The sequence below is a fragment of the Deltaproteobacteria bacterium HGW-Deltaproteobacteria-6 genome, from assembly GCA_002840435.1.
In the GTDB taxonomy this organism is placed as follows: Bacteria; Desulfobacterota; Syntrophia; order Syntrophales; family Smithellaceae; genus UBA8904.
In genome coordinates, this window is sequence record PHAT01000005.1 from 259,913 (window position 1) to 278,746 (window position 18,834).

17 protein-coding genes and 1 pseudogene are annotated in these 18,834 nt (G+C 48.8%); 2 read left to right on the top strand and 16 right to left on the bottom strand.

The features are described from left to right. The first annotated feature begins 55 nt into the window (after positions 1-55). On the top strand, positions 56-460 hold the full coding sequence (locus tag CVU71_11370) for a hypothetical protein (GenBank protein PKN18112.1): 405 nt from the start codon (positions 56-58) through the stop codon (positions 458-460). Here the strand turns inward: CVU71_11370 and CVU71_11375 are convergent. From CVU71_11375 to CVU71_11435, 13 genes and pseudogenes are all read right to left on the bottom strand, one after another. Continuing rightward, a complete protein-coding gene (locus tag CVU71_11375) occupies positions 450-647 on the bottom strand; it encodes a hypothetical protein (protein PKN18113.1) in 198 nt (65 codons plus the stop codon). The genes CVU71_11370 and CVU71_11375 overlap by 11 nt on opposite strands. 428 nt (positions 648-1,075) lie before the next feature. After that, positions 1,076-1,321: a DUF1049 domain-containing protein gene (locus CVU71_11380; GenBank protein PKN18114.1), complete on the bottom strand. Its 246-nt coding sequence runs from the start codon at positions 1,319-1,321 to the stop codon at positions 1,076-1,078. A gap of 262 nt (positions 1,322-1,583) precedes the next feature. Continuing rightward, positions 1,584-1,802: an electron transporter RnfE gene (locus CVU71_11385; GenBank protein ID PKN18697.1), complete on the bottom strand. Its 219-nt coding sequence runs from the start codon at positions 1,800-1,802 to the stop codon at positions 1,584-1,586. A gap of 136 nt (positions 1,803-1,938) precedes the next feature. Further along, the gene (locus tag CVU71_11390; protein PKN18115.1) at positions 1,939-2,514 is read right to left on the bottom strand and encodes a hypothetical protein; all 576 of its coding nucleotides are present in this window, start codon (positions 2,512-2,514) and stop codon (positions 1,939-1,941) included. An 88-nt stretch (positions 2,515-2,602) separates the two neighbouring features. After that, positions 2,603-2,989: an ABC transporter ATP-binding protein gene (locus CVU71_11395; protein PKN18698.1), complete on the bottom strand. Its 387-nt coding sequence runs from the start codon at positions 2,987-2,989 to the stop codon at positions 2,603-2,605. Positions 2,990-3,888: 899 nt separating this feature from the next. Next, positions 3,889-3,984, bottom strand: a pseudogene (locus CVU71_11400) (hypothetical protein). A gap of 308 nt (positions 3,985-4,292) precedes the next feature. Next, positions 4,293-4,622, bottom strand: a complete 330-nt coding sequence (locus CVU71_11405) for a hypothetical protein (GenBank protein ID PKN18116.1) — start codon at positions 4,620-4,622, stop codon at positions 4,293-4,295. Between the two features lie 343 nt (positions 4,623-4,965). Next, positions 4,966-5,685 (bottom strand): trehalose-phosphatase, encoded by a 720-nt coding sequence (gene otsB, locus CVU71_11410; GenBank protein PKN18699.1) that lies wholly within the window; start codon positions 5,683-5,685, stop codon positions 4,966-4,968. A gap of 50 nt (positions 5,686-5,735) precedes the next feature. After that, positions 5,736-7,988 (bottom strand): trehalose-6-phosphate synthase, encoded by a 2,253-nt coding sequence (locus CVU71_11415; GenBank protein ID PKN18117.1) that lies wholly within the window; start codon positions 7,986-7,988, stop codon positions 5,736-5,738. 15 nt (positions 7,989-8,003) lie between these two features. Further along, positions 8,004-9,794 (bottom strand): glucoamylase, encoded by a 1,791-nt coding sequence (locus tag CVU71_11420; protein ID PKN18118.1) that lies wholly within the window; start codon positions 9,792-9,794, stop codon positions 8,004-8,006. Between the two features lie 34 nt (positions 9,795-9,828). Then, positions 9,829-10,794, bottom strand: coding sequence for a glucokinase (locus CVU71_11425; GenBank protein ID PKN18119.1), 966 nt, complete (start codon positions 10,792-10,794; stop codon positions 9,829-9,831). A 257-nt stretch (positions 10,795-11,051) separates the two neighbouring features. Next, positions 11,052-11,537 carry an HPP family protein gene (locus tag CVU71_11430; GenBank protein PKN18120.1) on the bottom strand — a complete coding sequence of 162 codons (486 nt, stop codon included), beginning with the start codon at positions 11,535-11,537 and terminating at the stop codon, positions 11,052-11,054. Positions 11,538-11,728: 191 nt separating this feature from the next. Next, entirely contained in the window at positions 11,729-13,489 is a 1,761-nt protein-coding gene (locus CVU71_11435) for a carbon starvation protein A (protein PKN18121.1), read from the bottom strand. 355 nt (positions 13,490-13,844) lie between these two features. Here CVU71_11435 and CVU71_11440 point away from each other — a divergent pair, with 355 nt between their 5' ends. After that, on the top strand, positions 13,845-14,627 hold the full coding sequence (locus CVU71_11440; GenBank protein ID PKN18122.1) for a 3-hydroxybutyryl-CoA dehydrogenase: 783 nt from the start codon (positions 13,845-13,847) through the stop codon (positions 14,625-14,627). Between the two features lie 88 nt (positions 14,628-14,715). Here CVU71_11440 and CVU71_11445 read toward each other — a convergent pair whose 3' ends face one another. The 3 genes from CVU71_11445 to CVU71_11455 are packed head-to-tail and all read right to left on the bottom strand — an operon-like array spanning position 14,716 to position 18,832. Continuing rightward, the gene (locus tag CVU71_11445) at positions 14,716-16,152 is read right to left on the bottom strand and encodes a hypothetical protein (protein ID PKN18123.1); all 1,437 of its coding nucleotides are present in this window, start codon (positions 16,150-16,152) and stop codon (positions 14,716-14,718) included. Between the two features lie 2 nt (positions 16,153-16,154). Next, complete coding sequence (locus CVU71_11450) at positions 16,155-17,480, bottom strand: hypothetical protein (GenBank protein PKN18124.1); 1,326 nt, start codon at positions 17,478-17,480, stop codon at positions 16,155-16,157. Beyond that, positions 17,477-18,832 (bottom strand): hypothetical protein, encoded by a 1,356-nt coding sequence (locus CVU71_11455; GenBank protein ID PKN18125.1) that lies wholly within the window; start codon positions 18,830-18,832, stop codon positions 17,477-17,479. Before CVU71_11455 ends, CVU71_11450 begins: the two co-directional genes overlap by 4 nt. Between the last annotated feature and the right edge of the window lie 2 nt (positions 18,833-18,834).

Genomic DNA, 18,834 nt, shown 5'->3' on the forward strand with positions numbered 1-18,834 from the left:
TTTAGCGAATACGAGAAAACTTTGCCTCCACAGGCTCCGACATATGCCTTGAAATATCTTGACATTTTCTAACCTAACGCGGGGTGAGGAGATCGACAATATTAGAGCGGGCGATCAGGCACCTAATTTCCTCTTAGAGGATTTGAATGGTCATAAGGTCAAGTTTAGTGACTACAAGTTGAATCCTATTACTTTGTTATTCATGACTGCCTGGATTCGCGGCACTTGGAAAATGATTCCTCACATGAAGGAAAGCTATTCCCTTTATAAGTCGAAGGGCTTAGTTATTTTCAATATCGAGGTCATGGAACCGGGAGAAAAGGCGGAGGGATTTGCAAAGGGACATGACATTCTATATCCAACGCTTCTCGATAAGGACGGCGAAGTCTCTCGCAAGGTCGGTATCGTTGGCGTGCCGATGGTCGTTTTGATCAATCGCGATGGCAGGATCACCTGCTGAGATTGTTCGGACCTTGCCGATCTTTTGGAAGAACTATTCCCTCTGCGAACCAGCAATTTCCCATGCCAGCTTCTGCAAGCTGTTCTTCTATTGGCCAGCTTAACCGTTTTCCCTTCATTCCGGACCTATTCCCGTTTCCATGTTGAGTCATATATTTTGATAATCTCTTCCATTCTAATTTCATCATTATTTCGGGGTCATAGTTTCCTTTATCTTTTGTGCTAAAGTTTTACCTTCTGCAAATACTATTTTATTACGTCACCCAGAACAGCACTCAACTGGACACCAATTTCTTCTTCAGAAAACGAAACACCATTTCCGGCCAAGGTGAACTTTCTGCCTTGCTTTTAGACATGTCATAAGCAAACCCAGCAACTCTGCCTGCCATGATGTGGGCGACCACTAAAAATTTGATATTTCTGTTTTGTTGCACAGCTTATCCTCCTCTGCTTCATAATTCATTCTCTTTCCTTGCGCTAATGGACCTGGGGAAGCACTGTTAAAATTCATTATCAGGATCGGACTTAATGGGATGACGATCGGAAGATGACCACCTGGTAATGTTGGGACGGAAAAAAAATACTGCGGAGTAGGAAGGACCGCTATTCCGTATCATTATTTCTTTAAACGCATCTCAGCCTGAGTGTCGGCGACTTCTTTTTTTATTTTTTGATAAGCGATATAGCTATGCAGAAACCACCCAAGAACAAAACCGATGGCCAGCGCAAAAAAAATCAGCAGCGCGAGAGACAGGGAAATCGACCAGAAAAAGAAGCTGACAGTAACAGCGGACACATTTTGTGTTACAAAAAGTACGACAAGACAGGCCATAATAATCAGAAGAATGATCTTAAAATTCATTCACGACCTCCTTGTAGATAGACTGATAATTAAGTTTAAATTTTGGGAAAAATGTATTTATTGAAATATTACCTCATGTTATTTGTGAATGCAATCCAAATGTTGATGCGGAACACAACCATCTTGCGGCACATTTACAAGAGAAGTTTATGGATACACAAAACAGCCGGCAAATAAATCCTATCATTGCATACCTTCCTCCAGAGCATTTCTGCATATTGGCACGATAAATAACGAATTTCGTATTTGCCGTTGGGATAAATTATGTATCCAGATCGTGCTTCATCCGGTCATAGTCTTCTTTTGTGATTTCACCCTTAGCGTAACGCTTCTTCAGGATATCCAGGTGACTTTCACCCTGTGCCGGTGTCTGATCCTTTTTTTTCTGAGTCTGAACAAAGAAATAGATCAGCAATCCAATGACGATCAAAAAAATAATCCACATAAACATTCCTCCATATCCAAATCCATAGTGCATCATGGGTCCCCAACCGCCTGGACCTTGATCGCCATATCCACCCATACCTCTGCAGGACACAAGCAATCCTGCCATCATAAAAGCAAATATTTTAAAAAATGTATTCATCTTCGTTATCTCCTTTTCAGATTTGATTCTATTATTCCAGCTTAAGAGTTGTTTCGCACGTTTTGCTGTCTCTATTGGTAAATATTTTCCCGGTTGCAGTTTTGCCTTTAGCGCTAACTTTTATGTCAATGGCTTGATTTCTGGGGAGCCAAAGATCCAGAAAACCGGTCGGTGCCGTTTTCATGGTCTTGCTAATCAGGGTTTTGCCACTGCCGGTAACAGCTACGACTTTTATACTTGTGTTCTTTAATTCCGCATCACAACTTGATATATAATGTGTTGCGCACGTATGAGTTTTGTCAATGTATGGGGCGATTGAAACCATCATGGAATCATTGGGCAGTGGGATGCTGATAACCTGTCCATCCTTGAACTTGAAATTAACTTTCTCCGGCGTAACAAAAGTTACCGCGTCCATTTTATCGCTGTGCCATTTGTTGGCGATGGCCACAGCTGTTTTCCCGTCAATTCCCGTCAGTTTTTCTTTCAGCTGTTCATCAGAACTATTTTTTGTGGGCGCCGTATTTTCGACGGCATAAACGTTGAATACGGACAGGGCTGTTAACATGATCGACAACGCAAAGATTGTCATGATATTTATTTTCATTCGATCATCCTCTCCTTCCTTCGTTAATCCAGAGATCTTTATTGCCAACATGCCATAAAAAGAAAAAAGCAAAAATGCCTGATTTTCATCACATTACCGCATTAAAGGCCTTCTTTAACTTTTCTTCAACCGCCGGAGCTATTTTTTGAAGTTCCGCATTTTCAATCATCTGCATGGCCACCATGGGCCTGATCACGGATAACACCGTCTTATCGCCCTTTTCAAAAACTATAACGTTACAGGGCAGAAGGAGCCCGATGTTTTCCTCGGCAAGGATCGCCTGATAGGCATTCGGCGGATTGCAGGCGCCCAGGATCATGTATTTTTTCATATCAACATCCAGCTTCTCCTTCATTTTTTTCTGGACATCGATTTCAGTCAGAATCCCGAATCCCTCTTTCTTTAAAGCTTCCGTGATCTGTTCGACGACTCTCTCACAAGAGGCATTAAGCTCTTTGGTAAAACCATAACTGATCATTCCTTTTCTCCCTCCAAGATCATAATCTCTGATCTCTAACAAGGGGAGACAGCGTAGAGATGCTGTCTCCCTATATTGCTGCCTTAAAAAGGTATGACGGTCAATGGATACGATCCGCTCCTTTGTCAATAGGCCGATTTTATATACCCCGTTGCCTTGTCAATATGAACCTTGTCGGCGATATCGTTCTTCTTTGTCAGGATCTCTGCCTCAAAGGCATTACCCGTGTCTTTTATCTTGCCCAGCTTCAGATTGGGGTTTCTGGAAGACTTCAAATAGTCTTTCATCATGGCTTCGGCTTCCTTTGCATCAATGGGTTTGCCGCTTGATGGGTATTGCCGTCCATAGCCGCGGCCTGTGCCATAATAACCACCCATCATGCCATATCCCCTTCCATAATCAGATCCATATCTGCCGCCCATCATGCCGGGTCCCATCCCCCGCCCTCTGCTGAATCCATAGCCATGGCCCATGCGCAACGCATGATCAAACATCACCAAATGCCAGCGGCTCTGAAGGAGGATGACATTCAACACCTGCGCCGTATCGCGATCCTCTGCCTTTTTTACAAGCCATTCATAACGGGGCAGTAAATCGTTTTCCATTTTTACACTGAGTTCGTAGGCATTCGTCAAGGTCTTATTGTCGACAACCGGTGGCGTCTTACCATCGGCATCCAATCCATAAGCTTTAAACAGTTGCCCGATCCATTCAACGTGATTCTCTTCCTGAGGGATGACCATCATATATGGCATATAGGTGTTGAACTTTTCCTGATCCGCCGTATACTGGGCCAGAGATTCTTTTTCCAGCGTCAGAATCTCCCGGAGTTTTTGCACCCATTCTGAGCTTTTAGGTGCGGGCAGTTTATCCGGCACATCAATCCAGCCATCACCCATCATGCCGGGGCCCATGCCATAACCACCATCGCCCCTCATCATTCCCGGACCCATGCCATATCCGTATCCCTGCCCCATACCGTAACCATAGCCGCCTCTGCCAGTCTGACTCTGAACCGTAGCAGTGCTGAAAACAAATGCTACGAAAAACACCAATGAAATAATAAAGATGATTTTTTTCATTTTTTGCCTCCATAATTTAATTTATTTCCCATGTTATCGATAATTTCGCAGTTTACAATGAGGGTTGTTCCATAGGTTAGTAATAGCACAAGCCTATCATTTTAAAACTGCCCGCCGGGTGAAGGAAGAACTATTGGATTGGATGATGTAGAAAGCGACGCAAGAGAAATATCCGTCTTCACTTTCGAATATTGTTCAGGATTAGGTCCGTCAGTGCCTCACAAGGTGTGCGGAGTATTGGCGTCCTCCATGACCTTCTCTGAAACTAACCCCATCATGAGCTTGAGCAGTCCCGTTTTGCCGTGTGATGGCATTACGATCAAATCGACACCGGCTTCATCATGTTCTTTGAGATTATGAGCCACCGGATCGCCTTCCCGGCTATCGTTGATCACTTCGATCTCCTGGCCTTCGGGAAATTGTAACAGTCCTTTCTGCATCATCTCCTTCGCCCGAAGGATTTCCGCCGCCTCGGCCTGTTTGACAACTGATGCATCAGGAACATAATCCACCGCCCATTGTGTGATCGGTGGTGCGACATGCAGCAAATAGACTTTGGCATGGTATTACTTTGCCAATTCCAATGACTGCTTCAGTGCTTCGTCTGAGTTACCGGAAAAGTCTGTCGGTACAAGAATTCTTTTTGGTGTAAACATAGTCATTCCTCCATTCATGAATAAATGCCACCGTTGACTTGTTAACTCACCATCATTTTTACGCTTTTCCTCTCATTTCCCTGATAGTTTTTTGCCTTGTCATTCATAGCTATACAAATGATTTGCATAGCTATAAATTAAGCAGTACCCATTAAAAAGTCAATGCCATCTTTTTGATTATTAGAAGAACGGAAATGGCTTGTAGAATTATTTATCGAGGGGGAAATTACGTAAATTACCTAATAATTCTGTTGATTACGCGTAGGAGCCGGGCGATTTCCTGCTGGTTTCGCAGGTAGAAACGTGAGAGACTTCCGACTTTCCTTCCCACACGGACGGTCAAAATGCTTTCTTTATCCAGTCGAAACACGTCTTCATCCGTTTCATCATCTCCGACGAAAAAACCTTTCGGGCACCCTGCCTGATTCATCAAGTGCTTGAGGGCAACACCCTTGTCCGGAGCGCCTTTCGGAACAAGGTTCTCGATATAAATACCGCTGATTAGCCGCGGTTGAGGAAACAGCCGGTTAATGGCGCTCAGGATCATTACACGGGCTGTTTTGGAGTCGGCGGCATGTCGGTAATGAACAGATAATGTCGGACCTTTATTTTCGATCAATATGCCATTTTGATCTTTGTTCGACAGCCCGCTTGTCAGTTGATCTTGCCACTCTTTAACCGTCTGGATAAACTCTAGCGTCCGGGATTCCCAGCCGGGCAACCCTTCAGCACCATGATTGCCGATCAGGTAGCGCGGTAAGACGGAAAGGCGCTGCAGTGCGTCTGAACGGGAACGGCCGGTGATGATCGCGACTTGAGCTACCCCGCCGAGCGTGATAATTTCTTTTTGAATGGTTACAGGAATACCGATGGTGTCCGGATCGGGGCCGATGGGGGCCAGCGTGCCGTCGAGATCAAAGGCAAACAAGGTTGTCCGGTCAATGAAACACTCCATGGCGGTGCGGGCCGTGTCCGAAAAAAGATAGGTCGATGGTTGGTCCGAACTCATAACTGAACACCGATCCTGTCCGCCAGTTTTTCGCGCTGCCGGATGCGCGCCGCATCCAGAAGCATCCGGGCCGCCCACCGGTATACATTGAAATCGCGGACCATTGACCGCATGGAGCGCATCCGCGCCTGTTGTTCAAATTCGGGCATGGTCAGGGCTTGGTAGAGGGCCTCAGCCGTTTGTTCAATATGATAAGGATTGACGATCAAAGCCTCGTATAATTCATGGGCCGCTCCGGTAAACTGGCTGAGCACAAGAACGCCTCTTTCATCATCGCGGGAAGCCACATATTCCTTGGCTACCAGGTTCATGCCGTCATGCAGACTTGTCACCACGCAAACGTCGGCGGCCCGGTAATAAAGGTTAACATCTTCCGGTTCATGATGTTCGACTTTCAGATGAACAGGCAGATAGGCGCCATTTGCAAACCGCAAATTGATCTGTGTAGCTAGGGCACGGACACGGGCATCGAAGGCCTGGTATTCTTCCAGTGCCGAGCGTGACGGGGCGGCAATCTGGATAAAGGTAAACCGCCCGATCATTTCCGGGTGGGTCTCCAGAAGGCACTCGACGGCCCGCAGACGTTCGAGGATACCTTTGGTATAGTCCAGTCTATCCACACCAAGTCCAATAAGACAATCCTCACTGATTTTAAGTGATTTACGGATTTCAGCCCGGCAGGCAGCGATGGACGGTTGACTTTCCTGCCAGGGTGGCGGCCACTGGATGGAGATCGGATAGGCTTCCACCAGTGTCAGATTTCCGCCGTGAGAAATCGTTGACGAGGCGTGCTCAATCCGGGTTTCCAGATACCGGTCCACCGTTTCCAGGAAATTCTTACAATGAAAAGGCGTGTGGAAACCGAGAATCGTGCTTCCCAACATGCCTCTGAGCAACTCTTCCCGCCAGGGGCAGATGCCGAAAGATTCCGGATTGGGCCAGGGAATATGCCAGAAGGTGATGATGGTCGCTTTGGGCAGGGACTTGCGGAGCATGCCCGGCAGCAGGGCGAAATGATAGTCCTGCACAAGAACAACGGGATCTTCCCTTTCCGCTTCTTTAACCACAGCATCCGCAAAACGCTGATTAATCGCCACGTAATGGTTCCAGTCGCTGGTCCGGAAGATGGGGCGCACATGCGCGATATGACAAAGCGGCCATAATCCCTCATTGGCAAAACCGTAGTAATAACCTTTTTCCTCCTCTTTGGTCAGCCAGATACGCCGCAAAGTGTAGTCCGGGTGTTCCGGTGGTACCCGAACATGATCTTTTTTGTCTACGACTTCAAGATCGGCCGTACCACCGCCATGAGCGATCCATATCCCCGAACAGGCCCGCATTACCGGCTCCACCGCTGTCACCAATCCGCTGGCCGGACGCTGAATTTCAATGCCATCCCTGCCTTTTGTGTGAATGTAAGGTTCGCGGTTGGAGACGACAAGAATTTGTTCTCCCGCTAATTGTTTAAACAGCAGGTTCCGGAGGGCATCCGGATTCCAGGAGATAGTGACATCGTCGGTAATTCGCCTTTCTGAATCTATGGTGCGCAGAAGGGCGCGCAGATCGCCTACCAGAGGCTGCAGCTCGGAGTTGGAAGACTTGTCAAAAGGCTTGATCAGGCCGTCACCGCGCAGGAGGGCGCGGACACCGGACATCCAGCCGCGCCAGCTTAAATGGGCGACCAGTACGGTAATCAGGGATGTAATCAGGCAAAGGGCGGCAAACAGAATCACGATATACTTGCGTGTGTCCGTACTGCGTCGTTCGACAAAGCTCATGTCGTGGACCAAAACGAGGGAGCCGGATGGTACGCCCTCAATGAGAAGAGGATTGACGGCGACATGAACCAGACCCCTCGGCAATTGGAGAAGCGCCGGCGATTTGTGGACGGATGAACCGGGCAGGGTGCATCCAAGGTCAAGGGGAAACGTTTGTGTATGGTAGCGTAATTTGCTTTGCCCGTCACAGTAACCCAGGGCAAAGAGGCGCTCATCCTGAGTGGCCCGTGTGAGCAGGGAATTGATCTTCGCTTTGTTTCCCTGCCCCAGAAGTTCAGAAAGCGGTTCCTGGAGGGCGTTGGTAATCAGCTTGGAACGGATGTCCAGATCGCGAACAGACCACCGCAGCGTCAGGTTATCCACCAGGGGTACCACGAGGAAGGCCAGGAGCGTCATGACCACAATCAAAGGAACAACAAAACGTAGCGTCAAACGCAAGGACCGGGAAGACTTTATTTTTTGAAAACTCATCAATACTGCTCCTTTCTAAAACGCGCTGTCCCACCGGCGGCTAAGGCGGATGGCCGAATTGATCAGTCCAACCATACTGTAGGTCTGAACAAAATTTCCCCATGGGTCACCCGTGCGCGGATCAACATGTTCGGCCAAAAGCCCGTGCCGGTTGCGACGGTTCAGAAGATTTTCAAACAACGTACGGGCTTCGTCGCCCCGGTTGAGGGCGGCCAGGGCATAGATGTACCAGAAGGTGCAAACCACAAAGGCATTTTCCGGGACGCCGAAATCGTCATTTTCGACATAGCGGTAAATATAGTTGCCGTGCTTGAGCTCACGTTCAATGGCAGCTACGGTTTGGGCAAAGCGCGGATCATCGGCGGGCAGAAATCCGGTATCGTGGAGCAGGAGAAGACTGGCATCGAGAGAATCACTGTCAAATGCGGCGGTAAAAGCCTGCTTTTTTTTGCTCCATGCGTGCCGGCAAATCGTAGCATGGATTTTATCCGCCTGACTCCGCCAATAATCGGCGCGATCCGCAAGTCCGATATAAACGGCAATTCTGGCCAGGCGGTCACAGGCCGCCCAGCACATGATGCTGGAAAAAGTATGAACGCGCAAAGTATTGCGCGTTTCCCAGGGCCCCGAATCCGGCTGATCATGTACGGCAATAGCCATCTCACCCAGCGGCTCCAGCCTCGTGAAGAGGGCAACACCGCCCCGGTGCGCGAGCCTGCGATCAAAGAAGACATGGGCCACCGCCAGGATGGCCGAACCGTAAACGTCATGCTGAATCTGCTCGCAAGCCTGATTGCCGATCCGGACAGGCCCCATCCCGCGGTAGCCGGGCAGACTGTTCACCACGCACTCCTCCAGCCTTGCTCTGCCGTCGATCCCATAAACGGGTTGGATACGGCCTTCAGGCGCACCGGCAACCACATTAATCAGATAGTTTAAATATCGCTCCATCGTGTTTGTTGTGCTGAGGCGATTTAAGGCATTCACAACGAAGTAGGAATCCCGTAACCAACAATAGCGGTAATCCCAGTTGCGTCCCGAACCAGCCGCTTCTGGAATGGATGTGGTTATGGCCGCAATAATAGCGCCTGTGTCCTCAAAGGCGTTGAGTTTCAAAGTGATCGCGGCGCGGATGACTTCTTCCTGCCATTCGTAGGGAATGGACAAATCTCTGACCCAGTCACGCCAGCTGTGAATGGTTTCATTGAGAAAATTCAGCGAAAGTTCTTCGATAGCTGCCGGGATGGTTTCATCAGGACCCAGAATAAGTGAGGCCGTGGTTTCGAGGAAAAAAGGGAGTTCCTGGAGCACCGCGGTGACGGAGATGTCCGTGGTCAGCCGCAGAATCCAGGACGGCGCGACATAACGGATATGATGGCTGCCGTGGGTTATCGTACAGCTTTGACTGCCGTATTCGCATAAGGGACGAACGCGCACGCAGATGCGGGGATTGCCGCTGATACGGCGGATTTGCCGGATGATCATCATGGGCATGAACATGCGGCCGTATTGATAAAAACGGGGTGAGAAGTCCGTGATTTCAATCACGGCCCCGCGACTGTCTGTCAGGCGGGTAACCATGACGGCCGTATTGGGCAGATAGGACTGGGATGCCTCCACCTGATCCAGCAGCTCAATGACACAAAAGCCTGCACCCTCACCGTCAGAATGTTCATTCAGGAGTGAACAGAAAACCGGGTCGCCGTCAAAGCGGGGCAGGCAGCTCCAGACAATTTCGCCCCGCTCATCGATCAGTGCTCCGATGCGGCAATTGCCGATCAGGCCGAGTTCAAGAGAATTCTTCATAGGAATTCCTTCCGTGTTGGTGGTTCGACTGTTTTTACAATTTAAGTTCGCTCCAGATAAGTGCTGCCGCTCCCAGAATGGCGCTTGTACCCGTTTCCAATCCGGAAGGCATCAGTTTCACTGTGCCCCGGTAAGCACGAAACAGAAAATCATTCATATATTGCTCTGTGGGAACAAGTAGAATCTCTCCGGCTGCGGCTAATCCCCCTGCCAGGAAGATGGCTTCTGGGCTCAGGTGAGCCACAGCGTCGGCCAGTTTCATCCCCAGAATCCGTGCGGTACGCTCAAAGGCTTCCGATGCAATGGCATCGCCCGCCTCCGCCAGGTCAAAGATTTGTTTCGATGTCATATCCTGATCGTTTATTTCTCTGAGCGCACTTGAATTGCATCGCGTGGCCAGCAGTTCCCGTGCAGTCCTCGTCAGACCGGTGGCCGACACATAAGTTTCCAGACAGCCTCGTTTTCCGCAGCTGCATTGGCGTCCCTCCGGATCCACGACGGTGTGGCCGAGCTCCCCGGCAAAGCCGCTGGCGCCATAAAGCAGGTGTCCGTCAACAACGATACCGCTGCCCAGACCAGTGCCCAGGGTAATAACCAGAAAGTGCTTCATGCCGCGGGCGTTCCCAAAAAGCATCTCTCCTGCGGCTGCGGCGTTGGCGTCATTGGTGATGGAGACGGGAAGGTCGTAATATTTCCGGACCAGTTCGACAAAATCAACACTCTCACCCCAATTCAGATTGACGGCTTTTTCGATTTTTCCGCGATCATGATGGGCGTTGGGTGCGCCAATGCCGATTCCACGCAAACCATGCGGGGAAGAGAGATTAATCCTGCTCTTTTCGATGCGCTGATGAAGCCTGGATACAAAGGTTTGAGCAGACGCATCTGCATGAGTTAGCATAGACGTGGCGTTAAAGATGGTGCCTTCACGATCCACAAATCCAAAGGCTGTTTTCGTTCCGCCGATATCAATACCCAGCACCAGATCTCTGTCCTGCATCCAGCCCTCCCAAAAATCATATTATCCAAAACTGATGGCGAAAATGACGGGTGATACGAATAGTTTTAGCCCAAAACGCGTACCGGATTCGCCCGTGTTTCATTATTAGGAAACAAAGTATATGTCAGATAGGATCAGCGTCACGATATTTTTCGAACTTCAAAACCCTGCATATCCATGGTTGGAAGATGCTAGCGCGTATAAGAAGTATAGGGAAAGTATTTCTTTATGTCAATGATGAACATGTTAAGCAAAAATCAGGTTAAATCTCTAATATATGGTTTCATGAATTTATGGATCAAAGAAAGCAGAATGATGCTTATGCTAACTGCAGCAAATACATCAAAAGAGATACCTGTCATTGCAACTCCAAGAGCAGTGCCGGCTGCAGGTGGATGTTCCATGTCTATGACTACCATGATGAATATGGCAGCCCCTACGGCAAATGAACATACAACAGTGGAATATATTAAAGCCGGTTGTGGTATTAAGGAAAACAAAAATCCGCAGAGAAGACCAACCAGTTGACCTCCTATGACATTTCTGGGCTGCGCCGTTATACTATCAGGCATTGCGAATACGATAAAAGCGGTAGAACCGATGGATGCTATTATGACTGCATGTTGTAGACTCAAGAAATAAAGAACGATAAAAACAGATAAAGTGGCGAGGAGACTTTGCATCACATAGTGCTTCCAATATTGCCTGAATTCTGTATCGATTTTTTTGATAGATTTTTTCATATCTCCATCTTTATTAAAATTTATGTTTACATAATGACATTCTAGTTACGAATTATTTTATGGGTATTCACGTAAAATATTGTTCCCTAAACCATATGCTCACAAAGGCGGCCAACACAACATGCATTGGCAAAACAAGAGGGACAGAGTAAGCTGTCCCTCTTTGATTCCATATGAATAGTTTATTCAATTTACGCAACACTTCCTTTTGCCCTGGCGCCGTCGTTCCTTAATTCCTGCCATTTCTTGTAAGCCAGAATAATAACACCGATGGCCAGAACGATCAGCAGGATATCCACCAGCGCCAGCGCAACATTGTTCTTGGGAATATATTTATTAATGAGCAGGGAAACCAGTGAATAAAGGGTGGTAGCCATCATGAAAATCGCAGGCAGTACGGTAAACCAAGTTGTTTTCTTTCTGATAGCCAGCCATGCCGACACGGCAATCAGCGCCAGTGACGCCAGCAATTGATTGGCGGAACCGAAGATCGGCCAGATCGCAGCAAACGCGTTGGTGTAAGCCAGGATATACATCAACACGACACACAAGAGCGCATTGAAGAGATAGGAGTTCATGATGGTCGGAACATTTTTGAAAATCACCTGCCACACCTCTTCTAAAAGATAACGATTCAGACGGACGGCCGTATCCAGCGTCGTAACGACAAAACCTTCGACGAGCAGGATGCCGAAGATGGTACCGTAAATGGGAGCGATCCCGAGGGATTTATCCATCAGTCCGCCGACACCGGCGGCAAATGCCAGAATCGGGTTGGCCTTTACTCCGGCAGCGGTCGGAAAAACAATATTGACATAATCACTGAACATAATGCCGCAGCCGACCGCAATCATCACGCCGATGGCCAGCAATCCCTCCAGCAGCATCCCGCCATAAGCAATCGGCTTAACATGTGATTCTTTGGAAATTTGCTTGGAGGTTGTACCGCCAGCAACCAGTGAATGGAAACCTGAAATGGCGCCGCACGCCACCGTGATGAACAGAAAAGGCCAGATGGGACCCAGTTTACTGGTTCCTTCCGCCATGTTGAGAGCCGGAGCCGAAAAGGTAACACCTTTAAATCCGGCCACAATACCGCCGATGAACAGGGCGGCAGCGCCAAGGTAAAGTAAAAAGGAGTTGGTAAAATCACGGGGCTGCAGGATAATCCAGACGGGAATTCCCGCCGCAAGCAGCGTATAGACGCAAAGAATAATCATCCAAGTGCTGGGTTCAAAAGTGATCGGGAAATTAATTCCTACAAAAATAGAAGTAATACATACGACTATGGCGATAGCGGCCGCCAGATAAACGTTGATATTCTTTTTATAGACGAGCCAGCCGATCACCGGCGCACAGCAGGTGATGAAAATGACGGACGTCGAAGCAATGCCACCGATCTGTGCCTTTTCCACACCTCCAACCATAATCGTTCTCACCACGGTCTGGCTGTGATCCAGCCTCAGGATATCCAGTGAAATGGTAGAGGTGAGAGCTGTGGCCGTCAACCCCAGAAATGCGGAGGTTAGCAGTAAAAGCATCAGGATGGCAAAACTGACAAATAAAAAGAATCCGGTGTTTCCCAGAGATTCTTTGGCAATCTCGGCTACGGACTTGCCTTTTTCCCGGACGCTGGCAAACAAAACAGTCATATCATGGACTGCACCGATGAAGATGGTACCTAAAATCGCCCATAGCCACAAGGGCAGAAATCCAAAAAGCAGAGCAACGGTGGGCCCGATAATGGGTCCCCCTCCGGCGATGCTTGCAAAATGATGGCCGAACAGAACAATGGGTTTTGTCGGCACGTAATCGCAATCATCCTGCAAGGCACAAGCCGGCGTTGGCTTTTTGTCGTCTTCTCCAAAGAGCCTAGCAATAAATCTTCCATAAAAACGATAGGCTAATAAGAATAGAACTGCTGATATAATCAATAATATTGCTACATTCATAGTCTCCTCCTTTTCCGCATGGCGAACAAACCTTATCGCCACAGCTTCAATTGGTTATTGTATCTACTCGCCTCCCTCCCATATGGATTCGGTTTTCGGGACATAGCTCCCCTGTCCTGTTAGAATATTTTCCTGAATATTATTTACTGAATGATGATAATGAATGGTCATGGCAGAGTACGCCCGCCGCTTTGGTTTTTTACAATATACCTTATTATACAGGATTCAAGTGAAATATTAATATCTGTTTCTTCTTGACACACATAAAGGTTCTTTCTATACTGCCGGGTATTAAAAAGAAATATTGATATCTAAAATATTTTTTCAAAAAAATCATTACCACAGGAGGAATGAAATGGCTTTTGAGTATGAGAAGTTAACAGTGGAACAAGACGGTATGGTCGTGGTGGCGGCAATCAATCATCCCCCGGCAAATGCAATGGCTCAGGGCGTATTGAGAGATTTAAACGATCTTCTGGACAAATGCGAAAACGATGACAGTGTGCGCGTCATCATCATCACCGGCACCGGCACCAAGTGTTTTTCGGCAGGCGCGGACATCACCGAATTTGCCGACCTGCAGAAGGGCAAAATTCCCGAATATGACGGCAACACCATTTATTTCAAAATCGAAAATTATCCTAAAATCGTCATCGCAGCCATGCAGGGTATGGCCCTGGGTGGCGGTTGTGAACTGGCCTGTGTCTGCACCCTGAGAATCATGGCGGAAGAAGCGGTTGTCGGCCTTCCCGAAGTCAAACTGGGCCTGAACCCCGGCTGGGGCGGAACACAGAGACTGCCGCGCTACATCGGCAAAACAAAGGCTCTCGAATTGATGCTGACCGGCGATTTTATGCCGGCTAAAGATGCTCTGGCGCTCGGCCTCTTGAACAAAGTCGTTCCGCAGGCTGAAGTTCTGGCCACCGCCAAAAAGCTGGCCAAGAAACTGGCCGGCGGCGCTCCGGTTGCTCAGCGCGAAATCATGAAGGCCGTACGCCTGGGTCTGGACACCGATATTCGCGACGGCGTCTTAAATATCGAACTTAACGCCAGCAAGGCATTGCAGTACACTGAAGATTTCAAGGAAGGTGCGGCCGCTTTCCTGGAAAAGAGAGCCCCGAATTTCAAGGGCCGTTAGTAAGTTCACAAAAAGAGCGGCATTCGAAAGAATGCCGCCCTTTTTCCTTTTAGCCTTCAGACTTCGGCCTTCAGCCTAACAACCTTTTCTACTTTCTCAGTTCCGCCGGTCTCTTGTAGCGTTTCGGATCAACCCACTTGGCCACGTATTTTTCATTTTCCTGAGCGGACTCATGCAGGAAAGCGATCTTGCCGCCCTGCTGGAACTGGACAATCAACTGATAGTAGTAACCGGGCAACGTCTTCCAGGGATTGTTCGGATCAACCCTCACCCGTGAATGATAGAAGGGTTTCACTTTTTTGGTCTCATATTTCATTTTGCCCAGAGAATAGGTGGTTTCCACGTCTTCCATTGCTTTGATCAATGCTTTAATATTACCGGTTCCCTTGGCTTTTTCGATGGCCGCCTTGAAATGATAAATATCCGCATAGGCAATATGGACATGAATCTGCATGGGAATTTTACGTGCATGTGCTTTTTTCACCAGCGGAATTGTTTTGTCCGTGAGAGGAATATCGTCAAGATCGGTAAATGAACTGATAATCCCCAGTCCCTTTCCGCCTGTCATGCGCCAGAAATCCTTGGTCTGGGCAACACCGCCATACACGTTGACCTGAATGTCACGGGCTGCGGAATCCGACCACTGCTTGGCAAAGGATTCGACATCGGTAAACCAGGAGCTGATGTAGAAAATTACATCTGCATCGGCTTTCTTGATGTCCTGGAGAAGCGGCAGATACATGGTACCACGGGGTTTAACCGCCTTGCTGTAAACAACCTGCAGACCGCAATCTTTAGCCATTTTTTCCCAGGTGGGCAATTTAACGTAGTCAATGCCTTTGCGCCATTCGGTCGTCCAGGATAAGTCTTCCCACAGAAAGGCAATTTTCTTGACTTTCATATATTCAGGAAATGTTTTGCAGAAGAAATACTTTGTCTGCGCGTAATGCGCGGGCTCCGGATCCCAGTCACGGAAGTTATGATCATACTTCGGCGCCTGGTCGATAATGCGTGCCGTCAGTTCCGAGCCCATCGGCCCGTTGAAAACCAGAATATGGGGATATTCCTTAGCCAGCATGCCGGAGGCTTCCTGAACAGCCAGACAGATTTCCGTTCGGCCTTCGACGGAAATAAACTTGGCCTTGTCCTCAATGACCAGTTTACGAAACGCCTCCACGGACAGTGACGTATCGCCCTTGTTATCCATAACCACATACTTGACCGGCCGTCCCAGAATGCCGCCGGTGGCGTTGATTTCTTCCACCGCCATTTTCTGGATGTCCATGCAAGGCCTGGTGCCGGGTGAAGCCACCATGCCGATGTAGCCGATGACAAACGGCTCACCTTTCGGCTGTGCAACTGAGATGGATGGTGCACCGATTGCAATGGCAACCAGCAGCATCAATGCTATAAAAACGACAATGTTAACCCTTCTTGATCGCTTCATCATTGTACCCCTCCTCCTCCTCAAAAAACCCCAAAAATTTATGATCAGAGATTTCGCCGAATATCTGATCCTTCCCATCGTTATTCGTTCAGATATTTCTTATTGACATAGTCATTATCCTTGCCGATTTCACTCGACACCCATTTTACCCGGGGAGGCGATGCGGACATTTTTACAAAATTCGTGCTGATCGTGTATTTCCCGAGTTTTTCATCTTCCACTTCCTGAAAGGCTTTGCGGATCTGCCATTGTTTATTTTTCATCGCCGCTTCCGGCGTCATGAGTTTCATGACAATCGGTACGCCGCCGCCCCGCCATTTGGACCTGGCCGATTTTTTGCTGTAATTCAGAGCCATTTTCACCAGTTCATCGGCGCTGTATTGAACTGTTTTTTCTTCAATGATCTTGTGCAGATGAATGGCCTGCTCCAGTATATCGGGGATGCGGTCCGACGAATAACGCCAATCGTCCTCCTGCTCCCAGAGACCGAGAATTTTAAGCAGAGCGCGAAAGTCGTGATCACGGGGCGCGGCAATCGCCACAAAGCCGTCTTTGCATTTCCAGTGTCCGTAAGGATAAAGGATAAAATCCAGAACGCCGATGCGCGGGCGCGCTTTTTCCCAGGTACAACCAATGGTGGCCGGCATGCCGACCATGGAAGAGTACGCATCCATGCCGGCAACATCCACCATCTGGCCCTGGCCGGTGTTTTGCCTGTGGATCAGGGCGACCGTTCCGCCCAGGGCGGCGGAAAGCCCGGAAATATACCAGCCTGCCCACATCCCGCCACGGAGCGGCCAGTTCAGCGGTTCGGGTTCATTAGGCAGCCCGCCCATTTGCGCGGGAAGTCCGGAACCCGCCTGAGAGGTAATGTCCGTATCCGGCACTTTCGCGGACTCTTTGGCTTTATCCGTATATTGGCCATATGCGGAAAGCGCTATGTATACCAAACCAGGATTATCCGCACTGAGTTGACGGTAGCCGATTCCCCAGCTATCCATTTCACCCGGCGTAAAGCTCTCAATCACCACCGCGGCTTTTTTGGCCAGTTTTGCAAAAGTCTTTCGGTCTTCGGGATTATTTTTGATGTCGAGCGTCATGTATCGTTTGTTACGTCCCTCGAACATAAACGGAATACCTACTCCCTTGACCGTAACGCCAAAGGGCGTGATCTGGCGCGCCGGATCGCCCTCCGAAGGCTCAATTTTGATAACCTCCGCTCCAAACTCCGCCAGATAACTCGCACAGATAATGCCCGCAAAATTGGCCGAACTTACATCGAGCACCAGGATGTCGTCGAGCACTTCCGGTTTTCCTTCGGCGTTCATCATTTCCGCGATTATTTTACCGCGATCCGCTCCACCGCCCCCGCCATGCCGGGTATAGATTTCTTCCTTGGCGCTCATTTTTTTACCTCTTTTCCGTAGTTATAAATAGGATCTTCACACAGATTATAATAGACAGGAGGTTTCAGTCCCGGCCGGTCATCAAATGTCCCGATGACTTTTTTCTTTTCCAATTTTTGAATTTCTTCCTCCGACATTCCCAGAAACTTTTTCAGTACAAGCCGGTTATGATAACCGAGCGGCCGTGCAAGCCACTTGGTGCGTGACGGCGTACCGGAGAGCTGAGCGGATGGACCGGCTATCGTCAGATTGCCGTAAACATCATCCTTGAAAAGAACCACACTCCCCCGCTTTCGCCGCCACTCCTCATTGGCGATCATCAAGTCGTCCGCCACTTCCGCCGCCGGAAAATTCATTTCATCGGCCAGTTTGATGATCTCGGCGCCAGATTTCGATTTAACCCAGTCAACCGCTATGGCCGTCAGCGCTTTCGCGTTTTCCGGCTTTAATCTTTCCAGCGTGTCGGCAAAACGTCCATCCGCCGCCAGATCCGATCTGCCCATGGCGGTCGTAAAATTTTTAAACTGATCAGCCGTTGCGCAGGCTAGGGCCAGAAATTTGTTATCGGCCGTTTTAAAGATGGAGGCAGGCACCATCGTCGGATCCGTGTTGCCGGTGCGCCCGATCGCGTCCTTGGTCACGGAATGATAAGTATAATGAAACAGCATGCGCATCAGGCCTTCGGTTTGCGCCATATCAATATACTGTCCTTTGCCGGTTTTCTTCCGGTGATAGAGAGCCATCAGCACGGCGAGCGCTCCGAAATTACCGGGGACGAAATCCCCGACATAATCGGGCAGTTTGTAATAAATATCCGTATCCGGATAACCGTTTAGAGTCAGAACGCCGCTGGCGCCCTGAGCCAGGAGATCCCAGCCCGGGAAATAGCGCATCGGTCCAAACTGGCCGTACGTGGAACAGCTCAGGAAAACGATATTGGGGTTAATCTTGGATATTTTTTCATAACCGATACCCCAGGCATCCGCTGTGCCGGGCGCAAAGTTTTCAATCACGACATCGGCGCTCTCGGCCATTTTGTAAATGAGCTCCTTGGACTCTTTAAGCGCCAGATTGACGGAAAGAAAATATTTATTTTTGGTAATATTATGCCAGATGGGATTGGAATGTTTCCAGTATTTACCCCAATAAGTCGCCGGACGCCAGAGATCCCCGTAGAAAGGCAACTCCAGCTTAATGACTTCCGCACCGTAATCCGCAAGGAGTCTTGCGGCAATCGGTCCGAAGATGACGTGAGAAAAATCCAGCACCCGGATGCCTTTTAAAGCTTCGGGCTTCTGACTTGCCTCGTCGGGATTGAACAGTTTTGCCGTATAAGAAAAATAATCTTCCATTG

Excerpts from the sequence above, each read along its gene's own strand:
- CVU71_11375 (PKN18113.1), bottom strand. The coding sequence starts at position 647 with ATGATGAAATTAGAATGGAAGAGATTATCAAAATATATGACTCAACAT.
- CVU71_11380 (PKN18114.1), bottom strand. The coding sequence starts at position 1,321 with ATGAATTTTAAGATCATTCTTCTGATTATTATGGCCTGTCTTGTCGTA.
- CVU71_11385 (PKN18697.1), bottom strand. The coding sequence starts at position 1,802 with ATGATGCACTATGGATTTGGATATGGAGGAATGTTTATGTGGATTATT.
- CVU71_11390 (PKN18115.1), bottom strand. The coding sequence starts at position 2,514 with ATGAAAATAAATATCATGACAATCTTTGCGTTGTCGATCATGTTAACA.
- otsB (PKN18699.1), bottom strand. The coding sequence starts at position 5,685 with ATGGAGTGTTTCATTGACCGGACAACCTTGTTTGCCTTTGATCTCGAC.
- CVU71_11415 (PKN18117.1), bottom strand. The coding sequence starts at position 7,988 with ATGAGTTTTCAAAAAATAAAGTCTTCCCGGTCCTTGCGTTTGACGCTA.
- CVU71_11420 (PKN18118.1), bottom strand. The coding sequence starts at position 9,794 with ATGAAGAATTCTCTTGAACTCGGCCTGATCGGCAATTGCCGCATCGGA.
- CVU71_11425 (PKN18119.1), bottom strand. The coding sequence starts at position 10,794 with ATGCAGGACAGAGATCTGGTGCTGGGTATTGATATCGGCGGAACGAAA.
- CVU71_11430 (PKN18120.1), bottom strand. The coding sequence starts at position 11,537 with ATGAAAAAATCTATCAAAAAAATCGATACAGAATTCAGGCAATATTGG.
- CVU71_11435 (PKN18121.1), bottom strand. The coding sequence starts at position 13,489 with ATGAATGTAGCAATATTATTGATTATATCAGCAGTTCTATTCTTATTA.
- CVU71_11440 (PKN18122.1), top strand. The coding sequence starts at position 13,845 with ATGGCTTTTGAGTATGAGAAGTTAACAGTGGAACAAGACGGTATGGTC.
- CVU71_11445 (PKN18123.1), bottom strand. The coding sequence starts at position 16,152 with ATGGGAAGGATCAGATATTCGGCGAAATCTCTGATCATAAATTTTTGG.
- CVU71_11450 (PKN18124.1), bottom strand. The coding sequence starts at position 17,480 with ATGAGCGCCAAGGAAGAAATCTATACCCGGCATGGCGGGGGCGGTGGA.
- CVU71_11455 (PKN18125.1), bottom strand. The coding sequence starts at position 18,832 with ATGGAAGATTATTTTTCTTATACGGCAAAACTGTTCAATCCCGACGAG.